The following is a 12,053-nucleotide window of genomic DNA, read 5'->3' as shown; positions in this document are numbered from 1 at the left end:
CTCCTCGGACCAGCGCAATTCCGTGCTGACCCAATGGCTGCACCACTACAACTGGCACCGCCCTCACATGGGGATCGGTGGCCAGCCACCTATTTCCAGAGTCCTGCTGAACAACGTGGTGGGTTTACACAGTTAGTCGACCGGCTTCATGGGCTTGGCCGGGCGGGTGGGCTGCGCGCGGGACGCTGCAAGTACGTCCCTGTAAGCTTGGCCGCCGCATCCATGCGGCGGACACCCCCGCGCAGCCCACCCGCCCGGCCCCTGGCAGTTTCCTGCGCGGCCCGCCACGGAATGGAAGAAGAAAAGCAAAAGCAACAGCGGGTCGCGCGCTGCGCTTGCTCGTGCCAAAACAAAAGAGGGACGCGGCGAAGCCGCGTCCCTCTTTCAAATTCCGTCCCGACAACCCCACGCTCTTCGATCCGTCACCGGAAATCTGTCAGAGGTGGGGCGGGAGGGGCCAGCGGGACCGTTGGCGCCATGGATGGCGCCATCGAGCCCCCATGGATGGGTTCACGGCGTGTCCCGCTGGCCCCTCCCGCCCCGCCCCGCCCGCAGCAACCCAGAGCCTGGATCGCTGTTGCTGTTGCTGTTGCCTGCCGCAGGCAGCGCCCGCGGCCGCCGCCGCAAAGGAAACCCCTTAAATCTTCTTCGCCAGCGACTCGGCCAGGCCGGTGTAGCTGCCCGGGGTCATCTCCAGCAGGCGCTGCTTCGCATCCGCCGGCAACTCGAGCCCCTGCACGAACGCACGCATCGACTCGGCCGTGATGCCCTGGCCGCGGGTCAGCGCCTTCAGCTGCTCATACGGGTTCGGCAGGCCGTGGCGGCGCATCACCGTCTGCACGGCCTCGGCCAGCACTTCCCAGGCCGCGTCCAGGTCGGCATCCAGGCGCTGCGGGTTCACTTCCAGCTTGCCCAGGCCCTTGGCCAGCGAATCCAGCGCCACCTGGCTGTGGCCGAACGCGGTGCCCAGTGCGCGCAGCACGGTGGAATCGGTCAGGTCACGCTGCCAGCGGCTGATCGGCAGCTTCGCGCTGAAGTGCTCGAACAGCGCGTTGGCGATACCGAAGTTGCCTTCCGCATTCTCGAAATCGATCGGATTGACCTTGTGCGGCATCGTCGACGAGCCGACTTCGCCTTCCTTCAGCCGCTGCTTGAAGTAGCCCAGCGAGATGTAGCCCCAGATGTCGCGGGCCAGGTCGATCAGGATGATGTTGGCGCGGCGCGCAGCATCGCCGATCTCGGCAACATTGTCGTGCGGCTCGATCTGCGTGGTGTACGGGTTGAACACCAGGCCCAGGCCGGTCACGAAGCGCTCGGCGAAGGCCGGCCAGTCCACGTCCGGGTAGCTGGCCACGTGGGCGTTGTAGTTGCCGACCGCGCCGTTGATCTTGCCGGTCAGCTCGACCGCAGCGATCTGCCGGCGCTGGCGCTCCAGGCGGGCGACCACATTGGCCAGTTCCTTGCCCAGGGTGGTCGGCGAGGCGGTCTGGCCGTGGGTGCGCGACAGCATCGGCTGGCCGGCCTGGGCGTGGGCGAGGTTGCGCAGCGTGGTGGCGATGCCGTCCAGGGTCGGCAGCAGCACCTCGCGGCGGGCCTGTTCCAGCATCAGGCCGTAGCTGAGGTTGTTGATGTCTTCGCTGGTGCAGGCGAAATGCACGAATTCCAGCGCCGGAGCCAGCTCGGCGTCGTCCTTCAGCTGTTCCTTGATGAAGTACTCCACCGCCTTGACGTCATGGTTGGTGGTGCGCTCGATCTCCTTCACGCGCGCGGCCTGGGCCGGGCTGAAGCGGGCGGCCAACCCGCGCAGGCGGGCGACGGCGGCGTCGGAGAACGGCGCCAGTTCGACGATGCCCGGTTCGGCGGCCAGCGCCAGCAGCCATTCCACCTCGACCACGATGCGGGCCTTGATCAGGCCGTATTCGGAGAAGATCGGGCGCAGGGCGTCGACCTTGCCGGCGTAGCGGCCATCGAGCGGGGACAGGGCGAGCAGGGCGGAATCGGACATGTCGGCAGGGCTGGGACGAGCGGCGGGGGCCATATTCTACGACGTGCCGGTCAGGTAGTGCCGGCCGCTGGCCGGCAACCACGCCCGGCCCTCGATTGCATGGATTGCCGGCCAGCGGCCGGCACTACCCTTGCGCGCGCAGAACGGCCGTGCAGGTGGAACGATCTGGCCCGCCCTCGTCATCCCACGCTGCGGGCAAGGGAGTATTGTGGCCGCAGCCGCCAGCCCGGGAAGCGACACCCTGCCAGCCGCCGCTTCCCTTTCCCCAACTGAAGTAGTGCGGAGTTGATGCAATGAGCAAAGCTGCAAGCAAGGGTTTCAGAATCGAACACGACAGCATGGGCGAGCTGCAGGTGCCTGCCGATGCCCTGTGGGGCGCGCAGACCCAGCGCGCCGTGCAGAATTTCCCGGTGTCGGGCCAGCGCATGCCGCGCGGTTTCATCCGCGCGCTGGGCCTGGTCAAGGGCGCGGCCGCCGGCGTCAACGCGGAGCTGGGCCACCTGCCGAAGACCGTGGCCAAGGCCATCCAGACCGCTGCCGCCGAAGTGGCCGCCGGCAACTGGGACGCGCAGTTCCCGATCGATGTCTACCAGACGGGTTCGGGCACGTCGTCGAACATGAATGCCAACGAGGTCATCGCCACCCTGGCCAACCGTGCCGGCAAGGCGGGCAAGACCACCGTGCATCCCAATGACCACGTCAACCAGGGGCAGAGCTCCAACGACGTGATTCCGACTGCGCTGCGGGTGTCGGCAGTGCTGGCGGCGCACGAGCAGCTGCTGCCGGCGCTGGTGCACCTGCGCAAGACCCTGGACAAGAAGGGCCGCAGCCTGCGCAAGGTGGTCAAGACCGGCCGTACCCACCTGATGGACGCGATGCCGCTCACCTTCGAGCAGGAATTCGGTGCGTGGTCGGCGCAGCTGGCCTCGGCGCAGGAGCGCATCGAAGACAGCCTCAAGCGCGTGCGCCGGTTGCCGCTGGGCGGCACCGCCATCGGTACCGGCATCAACGCCGACCCGCGCTTCGGCGCGCAGGTGGCCAAGGCGCTGAAGCAGCAGACCGGTTTCAAGTTCGACAGCGCCGAGAACAAGTTCGAAGGCCTGGCCGCGCAGGACGATGCGGTGGAACTGTCCGGCCAGCTCAATGCGCTGGCCGTGGCACTGATCAAGATCGCCAATGACCTGCGCTGGATGAATGCCGGTCCGCTGGCCGGGCTGGGCGAGATCGAACTGCCGGCACTGCAGCCGGGCAGCTCGATCATGCCGGGCAAGGTCAACCCGGTCATTCCGGAAGCCACGGTGATGGCCTGCGCGCAGGTGATCGGCCACCACACCGCGATCACCGTGGCCGGGCAGACCGGCAACTTCCAGCTCAACGTCACCCTGCCGTTGATCGCGGTGAACCTGCTCGATGGCATCGGCCTGCTGGCCAATGTGTCCAGGCTGCTGGCCGACAGCGCGATCGCCGGGCTGAAGGTGCGCGAGGACCGCGTGGCCGAGGCGCTGGCGCGCAACCCGATCCTGGTCACCGCGCTGAACCCGATCATCGGCTACGAGAAGGCAGCGGCGATTGCCAAGCGTGCCTACAAGGAACAGCGCCCGGTGCTGGACGTGGCGCTGGAAGACAGCGGGCTTGACGAGGCCGAGCTGCGTCGCCTGCTGGACCCGACTGCGCTGACTGCTGGTGGCATCCAGGCTGGCGGTGGTGGCGCCGGGGGGTGATCTGCCGGTTGCAGAGTCGAGCCACGCTCGACGGTTGTTCCGGAGTCGGGCATGGCTCGACTCTACGGAAACGAAGAACGCCGCCCTCGGGCGGCGTTTTTCTTCAGCGACGGTCGGCGACGATGTTGCCGAAGGTGTCGGTGTAATCCTTGAACTCGGGGATGCGCTGGATCAGGTCGGCCGGGATCACCTCCATGCCCTCCGGCGGCTGGATCTTCACCGGCTGCATGTTCGGATCGGCCGGTGCGGCCACCAGCGTGTTCTGGCGCAGCACCTGCAGCTTGCCGAACATCGTCTGCAGCATCTGCTTCTGCCCGTCGTCCAGCGGAATCTGGATCTCGTCCACCTTCATCGTGCCGTCGCCGAGGATGATGATGTTCGGTGCCGGCGGGCGGCGCACGGTCACCATGCCTTCGCTGACGGAAATCTTGGGCTTGCCGCGCTCGGCGCGGTGATTGCGGTAATCCTTGTCGCAGCCGACCAGACCCAGGCAGAGCAGGGTGGCCAGCAGCAGGAACAACTTCTTCATGGCGTTCGGTTCGGGGGCATCCGGGGCCCCCATTGTAAGCCCGCCGACAGTGCCCGACCGGCAACGGAAGGCCGCAGCCGGTCGGGTGCGTCGATTTGTCTCAGTTGGAGAACGTGACCGAGTTGTCCTTGCCGCAGTCGTCCACGTCGCTCTGGTCCATCGTCGCGTAGGGCTTGAACGCCGGCAGCTCGCGCGCCAGTGCCTGCTGGCTGGCCAGCATCGCCGGCAGGCGATCGCAGATGCGCTTGGCCTGGGCCTCGATCTTGGCGGCTTCGGCGTTGATGCGCTTCTCCACCCCTTCGCTGTCGCCGCTGAAGATGCCCTTCAGCGCTTCACCGGCGGCGTTGGCGCCGAGCTTGGCGCCGGCCAGCCCGACATCCATGCCCGCCATCGCAACGGCGACCACGTGACCGCGGTACTCCTGCAGGTGGCGGCGCTGGACGTCGTTGGCGGCGACCTCCTTGCCGGCGATCAGCAGGCGGCCATCCGGCGTGATCTCCGCACGCGGCTGCTTGTCGGCCGAGATCTTGATGTTGCCCTGGGCGATGTCCTTGCGGGCATCGTCCATGGCTTCCTTGACGGTCTGGCCGACGCCGCTGGTGGCTTCGGCGACGCTCTTGCCGACGCTCTTGTCGGGGGCGGAGGACGTGCCACCACAGGCGATCAGCGGCAGGCACAGCAGGGTGGCGGGCAGCAGGCGCAACAGGTTCATGATGTTCCCCTGGACGTGTGTGGAAGAGGATTACTTGCTGCGCGGCAGGGTGACCCGGCCGCTGACGTTGCGGTGTTCGATATCGCCGCTGCCGCTGTGATCGATGGTCAGGCTGCCGCGTACGCCGTCCACCTGGATGTCGCCCGAGCCGTGGCTGCGCACATGCACGTTGCCGCCGATATCGGCCAGATCGATGCCACCGGAGCCGACCACGCCGACTTCGACGCTGCCCTGCACGCGCTTGAACTCGATGTCGCCGGAGCCGACCGTATCCAGGCGTGTGTTGCCACGCACATCGGTGATCTTCAGGTCACCCGAACCGACAGTGCCGGTGATGGCATCGCCGCCGATGTTGCGGGCATTGACGTCGCCCGAACCCAGCGACAGCAGATTCAGCGAACTGCCGCCATCGATGTTGAGGTCGCCGGAACCCACTGCAGCGTGGATGCTGCCACGGGTACCGCGGGCCACCGCGTCACCGGAGCCGACGTCCACGCTGAGCGACTGTGCGTTTTCCACGCTGGCGTCACCCGAGCCGACCTTGAACTGCAGCGGCAGGTTGTCCGGCACGCTGCCACGGATATCCAGCCAGGCGTAGCTGTTGCCCAGGCTGATGCCGCTTTGGCGGCCGTCGCGGCGCAGGCTCACCACCAGCTTGTCGCCCACCTTGCGCTGGTCCAGTACCAGCTGGTCCAGCCATTCCTGGCTGGACGCGCAGGCGCGGCCGTCCAGCTGGCCGCCGCCAGCGCTGGCGACCACCTTCAGGTCATGCTGGTTGACCTCGAACACCACCGTCTTGGCACCGGCCACGTCCAGCTTCAGTGCCGGGCGGCAGTGAACTTGCAATTCGGAGCATCGGCGGCCAGCGCCGACAACGGCAACAGCAACAACGCAGAACAGGCGAGCAAAGAACGCATGGGTGGTGCCTCCGGGTGGATGGAATCAGATCTCGCCGGCGCGCTTGCGCAGGCGGATGGCGAGGAAGATGAACAGTGCCCCGACGGCCGCACCGATCCACAGCTCCGGCATCGCCAGCGACTTCAGCTGCGAGGCGGGGGACATCAGGCTGACCACCGAATCCAGGTCGCGGCGCGAACCTTCACCTGCGCCGAGGCGGTACAGCAGGTCCATGCCGGGCACGCCGCCCAGCAGCAGGCGGCCGACGATGTTCTGCCAGAACCAGCCGGTGGTCAGGCCGAACAGCGGCATGATCTTGGTGGTGCTGACGATGACGCCGGCAAACAGTGGCAGCATCACCGCCCACAGGAACGGCTTGCTCTTGGCCCAGGCCGAGCACAGCAGCAGCCACCCTGCAGTGGGCAGGGCCCAAAGCGCGTAGACCGGAATCCAGCTCAGGTGGCCAGCGGCCAGGGTCAACGGGCTGGCGGGCCCCCAGATCAGCGCCATCGGGCTGCCACCGTGCATCAGCGCGACGATGCTGATGATCAGCATGAAGCCGAACATGGTGATGATGCCGGCAATCACCGCGATCAGCGGTGCCACGATCAGTGCGCTGATGACCTTGGACAGCACGGTCTGGGTATCGGACAGCGGCAAAGACTTCCAGAACAGGATGCTGCGGTCGCGGCGGTCGTCGTACAGGGCGCCGAGGCAATAGAAGAACACCACGAAGGCCAGCACCAGGAACGGCCATGCCGAGCTGAGCACCAGAGTCAGGTCAAGGCCGTTACCGAGGTCGGCAAGGTCCTTGCCGTCGATGTTGCGGGTGAGCAGCGCCAGGTCCAGGCCATTGACGTTCACGCTCTCGCCATCGACATGCAGCGCACCGTTGCGCGCCGCGCGGTTCAGCGCGAACAGGCCGAAGGCGATGCCGACGGTGCTCATCACCAGCGAGATCAGGCCGGCGATCAGCGGGGCATACAGGAAACCGCCGCGGTTTTCCCAGTACTCGCGCTTGAGCAGCCAGCGCAGCGTGCCGAGGGGGCTGACGGGATGGTTGACGGCATTCATGCGTAGGTCCCCTTCATGACGGCGACGAACAGGTCGGCCAGGCCCGGGCTGCGGGTCTCGCCAAGGGTGGAAAGCTGGGCGCGCGGTACGCCGTCGAACAGCATCACGGTCTTGCCGAACGCCAGGCTGCGTTCGTCGATCGGCTTCAGGGCGCGCGCGGTCTCCAGCTGGTCGGCGTTGACCAGCAGTTCGGTGTAACGCTGGCCGACCTCGTCCATTTCCGCATCGAGCACGATGCGGCCATCACGGATGAACATGACGTCGCTGAGGATGTGCTCGATCTCTTCCACCTGGTGGGTGGTGACGATGATGGTCTTCTGCTCGTCGAAATAGTCTTCCAGCAGGCGCTGGTAGAACTCCTTGCGGTACAGGATGTCCAGGCCCAGGGTGGGCTCGTCCAGTACCAGGATGCGGGCATCGATGGCCATCACCAGTGCCAGGTGCAGCTGCACGATCATGCCCTTGGACAGCTCGCGCACGCGCTGCTTCGGCTGCAGCTTGGTGTTGGCCAGGAAGCGCTCGCAGCGGGCGCGGTCGAAGCGCGGATGCACGCCGGCGACGAAATCGATGGCTTCGCGCACCTTCAGCCAGCGCGGCAGCACGGCGACGTCGGCGATGAAGCAGATGTCGTTCATCAGTTCGTCGCGGTGCAGCCGCGGGTCGCGCCCGAGCACGCTCAACTCACCTTCCACCGAGGTGAGGCCAAGAATGGCCTTCAGCGCGGTGGTCTTGCCGGCGCCATTGGGACCGATCAGGCCGACGATGCGCCCGCTCGGAATGCTGAAGCTGGCACTGTCGAGGGCAACGGTGGACTTGTAGGCCTTGCGCAGGCCGCGGGCGGTGATGACCGGTTCGCTTGCGGTGCTATTCATCAGACTTTCCCCTGGGGCAGCAATTCGTCGAGGCTCAGGCCCAGGCGCTGGATGCGCTCCAGCACGGCCGGCCATTCTTCATTGAGGAAGCGCTCGCGCTCGCTGCTGCGCAGCTGCGTGGCGGCCTGCTCGGTCATGAACATGCCCAGCCCGCGGCGCTTTTCGACCAGACCTTCGTCGGCCAGTTCCTGGTAAGCGCGCGAAACGGTGATGGGGTTCAGTTGGTAATCGGCGGCCACCTGGCGCACCGAAGGCAGGGCATCGCCCGGCTTGAGGATTCCGTCGAGCATCATGGCGATCACGCGCTCCTTCAACTGACGGTAGATGGGAGCGCCGTCGCTCCACTGGATGTCGCTCATATTCAGCTCCGTGGGGTCAGCGGCTGGGCGAACGAGAAATACGGCATGGACAGGGAGCTGTGCAGCCGACGCGGGGGAGGGGGGGAGGAATCGGCGTTCCCGGCCGGTGTAGCGATTGCATCCTGCGCACTGTCGGACGAGGCGGGGGCGGTGGGCGTGGCCAGCCAGGCCAGCACGATCAGGGTCGAAACAGCAGCGGCCGCGGGTGCGGTGAGGTTGCGACGGATCCGGGCGTTCATGGCTTCCCCCTGTCTCAGGTGACTGGTGTTGTATGCAACTATAACACCGGCACGCCTACGTGCAACCCCTTGCCGTCCCCAACTGATGGCAGGGGTGGTCAAATCGCTGAAATATCCGTTTATCCGATTGATTCGGAAGGGAAATCCGGTTCTGGCGCGGGCCGACCCAGGCCCGCCTTCCATTCAGCGTTGTCCATGCTATGTCATTACTGCGCCGTTGCTGGCGGGTCGTGCAGGAAAGCGCCACGCCGCGCAAAGCCACAGGCGCCCCTTGCAGCAAGGGGGAAGGGGGCCCGGTGCTATAGTTCGGCCGACTCCGGCCGCTACCGGCCGGCCCTGTGAATGGCCACCGCGGACTGCTCTCGATGCCTTTGCCGACCGTTATGCCGCGCCGCCTGCGCGGCCTGTCCCTGCTGACCCTGCTGGTAGCCGGCCTGGCCGGTTCCACCCACGTGCTGGCGGCCGATCTTCTCGACCTCGACTACCGCCCGCTGGCCAGCAAGCAGCAGGTCAACCTGCAGCAGCGCTACCACGGACAGGTGCTGCTGGTGGTCAATACCGCAAGCAAGTGCGGCTATACCCCTCAGTACGAAGGCTTGGAGGCGCTGCAGAAGCGCTATGCCGGCCGAGGTTTTGCCGTGCTCGGCTTCCCGTCCAACGATTTCAAGGGCCAGGAGCCCGGTGACGAGAAGCAGATCCAGGATTTCTGCACGCTCACCTACGGGGTCAAGTTCCCGATGTTCGAGAAGGTGCACGTGGTCGGTGCGGAGGCGACGCCGCTCTATCAACGGTTGACCGCGGCCACCGGCGTGGCCCCGGGCTGGAATTTCCACAAGTACCTGGTCGGCCGCGATGGCAAGGTCATCGCCCAGTTCGCCAGCAAGGTGACGCCGGATGATCCGCAGCTGACTGCGGCCATCGACAAGGCGCTGGCCGCAGCGGCCGCACATTGATATCCGGCACGGATGCCTCGACATCGACGGCATGCGTGCGACAATGCTTCTTTTCGCGCCGACGTCGGCGCCCAGACACTTCCAGGAATGCAGCGAATGAAGATGGGAATGCGCGGCGCCGCGGCGTCGGTTCTGATTCTGGCGATGGGCACTTCAGGTGTCGCTCTGTCGCAACAATCGGCTGCCCCCGCAGCCGCCAAGGAGACCGCAACCTTGAATTCCCCCAAGCAGAAGCTCGGCTACGCCATCGGCCTGGACGTGGCCAAGTCGTTCACCCCGATCGCCGATGAGATCGACGTGGCCGCGCTGCGCACCGCCGTGGAGCGTTCGTTCGAAGGCCTGCAGCCGCAGATCACCCAGGAACAGGCCAAGGCCACCGACGCGGCCCTGCGCCAGGTCGTGATGGCCCGCAGCGGCCAGCAGGTGCCGGGCATGGCGCCGGGTTCGCAGCCGCCGAAGGTCGACCGCGTCAAGGTGTCGCAGATGATCGGTTCCTACTCTGTGGGCCCGTCGCTGGCGCAGCTGAAGGACGACATCGATGTTGCCTCGCTGTTTGACGCGATCAGCACCGGCCTGACCAAGGGCCAGCCGAAGATGACGGAAGCTGACGCGACCGCCACCATCCAGGCCTTCATGGGCAGCAAGCAGGCTGAAATGCAGGCCAAGGCTGCCGCTGCTGCGCAGACCAACCGCGAAGAAGGCAATGCCTTCCTGGCCAAGAACAAGACCCAGCCGGGCGTCGTGACGACGGCCTCGGGCCTGCAGTACCAGGTCATCCGCCCGGGTAGCGGCGAGCGCCCGCTGCCGAGCAGCAAGGTGCGCGTGAACTATGAAGGCAAGCTGCTCAACGGCACCGTGTTCGACAGCTCCTATGGTCGTCAGCCGGCCGAGTTCGGCCTGGACCAGGTGATCAAGGGCTGGACCGAGGGCGTTGCGCTGATGCCGGTCGGTTCGAAGTACCGCTTCTGGATCCCGGGCAATCTGGCTTATGGCGAGAACGGTACGCCGGGTGGCCCGATCGGCCCGAACGCGACTCTGACGTTCGACGTCGAGCTGCTGGGCGTCCTGCCGTAAGCCACCACGGAGCCTGCACGGACATGCGCGTTGCGATTTTCGGTACCGGTTATGTAGGTCTGGTGACCGGTACCTGCCTGGCCGATGTCGGTCATCAGGTGGTCTGCGTCGATATCGACCAGGCCAAGGTGGATGGCCTCAACCAGGGCATCATCCCGATCTATGAGCCCGGCCTGGAGCCGATGGTGAAGGCCAACCACGCCGCGTCGCGGCTGGCATTCACCACCGATGCCGCGTCCGCGATCGCGCATGGCCAGGTGGTGTTCATCGCCGTCGGCACGCCGCCGGACGAGGACGGCAGCGCTGACCTGCAGTACGTACTGGCCGTGGCCCGTACCATTGGCCGGCACATGAGCGTGCCGACCGTGGTGGTCAACAAGTCGACGGTGCCGGTCGGCACCGCCGACAAGGTGCGTGCGGCCATTGCTGAAGAACTTGCCGCGCGTGGCGCGGACATCACCTTTGACGTGGTGTCCAACCCGGAATTCCTGAAGGAAGGCGACGCGGTCGCCGACTGCATGCGCCCGGACCGCATCATCATTGGTGCGACCAGCGAGGAGTCGGTCGCGGTGATGCGTCGTCTGTATGCGCCGTTCAACCGCAACCACGACCGCGTGGTGGAAATGGACGTGCGCTCGGCCGAGCTGACCAAGTACGCGGCGAACGCGATGCTGGCGACCAAGATTTCGTTCATGAACGAAATCGCAAACATCGCCGAGCGCGTCGGTGCCGACGTCGAGCAGGTCCGCCAGGGTATCGGCTCGGACCCGCGCATCGGCTGGCACTTCATCTACCCGGGCGCCGGCTACGGTGGCTCCTGCTTCCCCAAGGACGTGCAGGCGCTGGCCCGCACCGCCCAGCAGCATGGTCTTGAGCCGAAGCTGCTGAACGCGGTGGAAGCGGTCAACGATGCGCAGAAGGGCCACCTGTTCGCCCTCATCCAGCGTCATTACGACAAGGGCGAGGACGAAGGCGTGCGTGGCAGGACCTTTGCCGTGTGGGGCCTGGCCTTCAAGCCGAATACCGACGACATGCGTGAAGCCTCCAGCCGTCGCCTGCTGGCGCAGCTGTGGGAAGGCGGTGCCACGGTGCGTGCCTATGATCCGGAAGCGATGCATGAATCGCAGCGCATCTTCGGCGAGCGCGATGACCTGGTGTTCTGCAGCAGTGCTGATGAGGCCCTCGAAGGGGCCGACGCGCTGGTGGTGGTCACCGAGTGGAAGCAGTTCCGCAGCCCCGACTTCCAGAAGCTGCGCGAGCAGCTGAAGGACGCGGCGGTGTTCGATGGGCGCAATCTGTACGATCCTGCCGAAGTGGAAGCTGCTGGCCTGGCGTACTACGGCATTGGCCGGGGGCGTTCGCTGCATGTCTGACCTGCTGCCGACCGAACGGGAGCAGGCGCTGGAAGCGCGCCTGGTCGAACTGGAAATGCGCGTGTCCTTCCAGGAACAGGCGCTTGCCGAATTGAGCGATGCGCTGGCCGATGCCCGCATGCAGGGCATGCGCAATGCCGACGTGTTGCGTGTGCTGCTGGAGGACCTGGGCAAGGTCCGCAACGCACTGAATTCTTCCGATCCGGCGAGCGAACCGCCGCCGCCGCACTACTGATCCGAATCCT

Annotated in this window: 13 protein-coding genes and 1 pseudogene; 6 read left to right on the top strand and 8 right to left on the bottom strand. The window is 66.2% G+C overall.

All coding sequences use genetic code 11. The annotated features are described in order from the left end of the window. The coding region (locus AC5P5X_RS05565; protein WP_224481892.1) for an integrase core domain-containing protein at positions 1 to 136 on the top strand (136 nt) is incomplete at its 5' end. 501 nt (positions 137 to 637) lie between these two features. On the opposite strand, the gene purB is transcribed toward AC5P5X_RS05565, so the two are convergent. Continuing rightward, positions 638 to 2,005 (bottom strand): adenylosuccinate lyase, encoded by a 1,368-nt coding sequence (gene purB / locus AC5P5X_RS05560; RefSeq protein WP_049403132.1) that lies wholly within the window; start codon positions 2,003 to 2,005, stop codon positions 638 to 640. Between the two features lie 293 nt (positions 2,006 to 2,298). Here purB and AC5P5X_RS05555 point away from each other — a divergent pair, with 293 nt between their 5' ends. After that, a complete protein-coding gene (locus tag AC5P5X_RS05555; RefSeq protein ID WP_099473788.1) occupies positions 2,299 to 3,726 on the top strand; it encodes a class II fumarate hydratase in 1,428 nt (475 codons plus the stop codon). A gap of 103 nt (positions 3,727 to 3,829) precedes the next feature. Here AC5P5X_RS05555 and AC5P5X_RS05550 read toward each other — a convergent pair whose 3' ends face one another. The 7 genes and pseudogenes from AC5P5X_RS05550 to AC5P5X_RS05520 all read right to left on the bottom strand — a co-directional run bounded on the left by AC5P5X_RS05550 (position 3,830) and on the right by AC5P5X_RS05520 (position 8,408). Continuing rightward, entirely contained in the window at positions 3,830 to 4,255 is a 426-nt protein-coding gene (locus AC5P5X_RS05550) for a hypothetical protein (protein WP_005413932.1), read from the bottom strand. A 100-nt stretch (positions 4,256 to 4,355) separates the two neighbouring features. After that, a complete protein-coding gene (locus AC5P5X_RS05545; protein ID WP_005413931.1) occupies positions 4,356 to 4,967 on the bottom strand; it encodes a YggN family protein in 612 nt (203 codons plus the stop codon). 30 nt (positions 4,968 to 4,997) lie between these two features. Beyond that, positions 4,998 to 5,884, bottom strand: a pseudogene (locus AC5P5X_RS05540) (GIN domain-containing protein). Positions 5,885 to 5,909: 25 nt separating this feature from the next. Beyond that, complete coding sequence (locus tag AC5P5X_RS05535) at positions 5,910 to 6,938, bottom strand: ABC-2 transporter permease (protein WP_049459368.1); 1,029 nt, start codon at positions 6,936 to 6,938, stop codon at positions 5,910 to 5,912. Continuing rightward, on the bottom strand, positions 6,935 to 7,810 hold the full coding sequence (locus tag AC5P5X_RS05530) for an ABC transporter ATP-binding protein (RefSeq protein WP_005410262.1): 876 nt from the start codon (positions 7,808 to 7,810) through the stop codon (positions 6,935 to 6,937). The genes AC5P5X_RS05535 and AC5P5X_RS05530 overlap by 4 nt, the downstream gene beginning before the upstream one ends. After that, complete coding sequence (locus AC5P5X_RS05525) at positions 7,810 to 8,169, bottom strand: GntR family transcriptional regulator (RefSeq protein ID WP_005410261.1); 360 nt, start codon at positions 8,167 to 8,169, stop codon at positions 7,810 to 7,812. The genes AC5P5X_RS05530 and AC5P5X_RS05525 overlap by 1 nt, the downstream gene beginning before the upstream one ends. Before the next feature lie 2 nt (positions 8,170 to 8,171). Beyond that, complete coding sequence (locus AC5P5X_RS05520; protein WP_062607391.1) at positions 8,172 to 8,408, bottom strand: hypothetical protein; 237 nt, start codon at positions 8,406 to 8,408, stop codon at positions 8,172 to 8,174. Positions 8,409 to 8,773: 365 nt separating this feature from the next. Between AC5P5X_RS05520 and AC5P5X_RS05515 the strand changes: the two genes are divergently transcribed. The 4 genes from AC5P5X_RS05515 (at position 8,774) to AC5P5X_RS05500 (ending at position 12,043) form a co-directional block, all read left to right on the top strand. Then, complete coding sequence (locus tag AC5P5X_RS05515) at positions 8,774 to 9,361, top strand: glutathione peroxidase (protein ID WP_032966917.1); 588 nt, start codon at positions 8,774 to 8,776, stop codon at positions 9,359 to 9,361. Positions 9,362 to 9,457: 96 nt separating this feature from the next. Further along, positions 9,458 to 10,435 (top strand): FKBP-type peptidyl-prolyl cis-trans isomerase, encoded by a 978-nt coding sequence (locus tag AC5P5X_RS05510; RefSeq protein WP_005413927.1) that lies wholly within the window; start codon positions 9,458 to 9,460, stop codon positions 10,433 to 10,435. A 23-nt stretch (positions 10,436 to 10,458) separates the two neighbouring features. Next, positions 10,459 to 11,808, top strand: coding sequence for a UDP-glucose dehydrogenase family protein (locus AC5P5X_RS05505; protein WP_005410257.1), 1,350 nt, complete (start codon positions 10,459 to 10,461; stop codon positions 11,806 to 11,808). After that, positions 11,801 to 12,043, top strand: a complete 243-nt coding sequence (locus tag AC5P5X_RS05500) for a SlyX family protein (protein ID WP_005410256.1) — start codon at positions 11,801 to 11,803, stop codon at positions 12,041 to 12,043. The genes AC5P5X_RS05505 and AC5P5X_RS05500 overlap by 8 nt, the downstream gene beginning before the upstream one ends. Positions 12,044 to 12,053: the final 10 nt, after the last annotated feature.

The organism is Stenotrophomonas sp. YJH_SMC_91 (genome assembly GCF_059368495.1).
The sequence above is the reverse complement of the archived record's forward strand: the minus strand, read 5'-3'. Positions and strand labels throughout refer to the sequence as shown.

Bases quoted from the DNA above. Each gene is read 5' to 3' on its own strand.
- AC5P5X_RS05520 (WP_062607391.1), bottom strand. From the start codon at position 8,408: ATGAACGCCCGGATCCGTCGCAACCTCACCGCACCCGCGGCCGCTGCT.
- AC5P5X_RS05550 (WP_005413932.1), bottom strand. From the start codon at position 4,255: ATGAAGAAGTTGTTCCTGCTGCTGGCCACCCTGCTCTGCCTGGGTCTG.
- AC5P5X_RS05510 (WP_005413927.1), top strand. From the start codon at position 9,458: ATGAAGATGGGAATGCGCGGCGCCGCGGCGTCGGTTCTGATTCTGGCG.
- AC5P5X_RS05515 (WP_032966917.1), top strand. From the start codon at position 8,774: ATGCCTTTGCCGACCGTTATGCCGCGCCGCCTGCGCGGCCTGTCCCTG.
- AC5P5X_RS05505 (WP_005410257.1), top strand. From the start codon at position 10,459: ATGCGCGTTGCGATTTTCGGTACCGGTTATGTAGGTCTGGTGACCGGT.
- purB (WP_049403132.1), bottom strand. From the start codon at position 2,005: ATGTCCGATTCCGCCCTGCTCGCCCTGTCCCCGCTCGATGGCCGCTAC.
- AC5P5X_RS05535 (WP_049459368.1), bottom strand. From the start codon at position 6,938: ATGAATGCCGTCAACCATCCCGTCAGCCCCCTCGGCACGCTGCGCTGG.
- AC5P5X_RS05545 (WP_005413931.1), bottom strand. From the start codon at position 4,967: ATGAACCTGTTGCGCCTGCTGCCCGCCACCCTGCTGTGCCTGCCGCTG.
- AC5P5X_RS05525 (WP_005410261.1), bottom strand. From the start codon at position 8,169: ATGAGCGACATCCAGTGGAGCGACGGCGCTCCCATCTACCGTCAGTTG.
- AC5P5X_RS05500 (WP_005410256.1), top strand. From the start codon at position 11,801: ATGTCTGACCTGCTGCCGACCGAACGGGAGCAGGCGCTGGAAGCGCGC.
- AC5P5X_RS05530 (WP_005410262.1), bottom strand. From the start codon at position 7,810: ATGAATAGCACCGCAAGCGAACCGGTCATCACCGCCCGCGGCCTGCGC.
- AC5P5X_RS05555 (WP_099473788.1), top strand. From the start codon at position 2,299: ATGAGCAAAGCTGCAAGCAAGGGTTTCAGAATCGAACACGACAGCATG.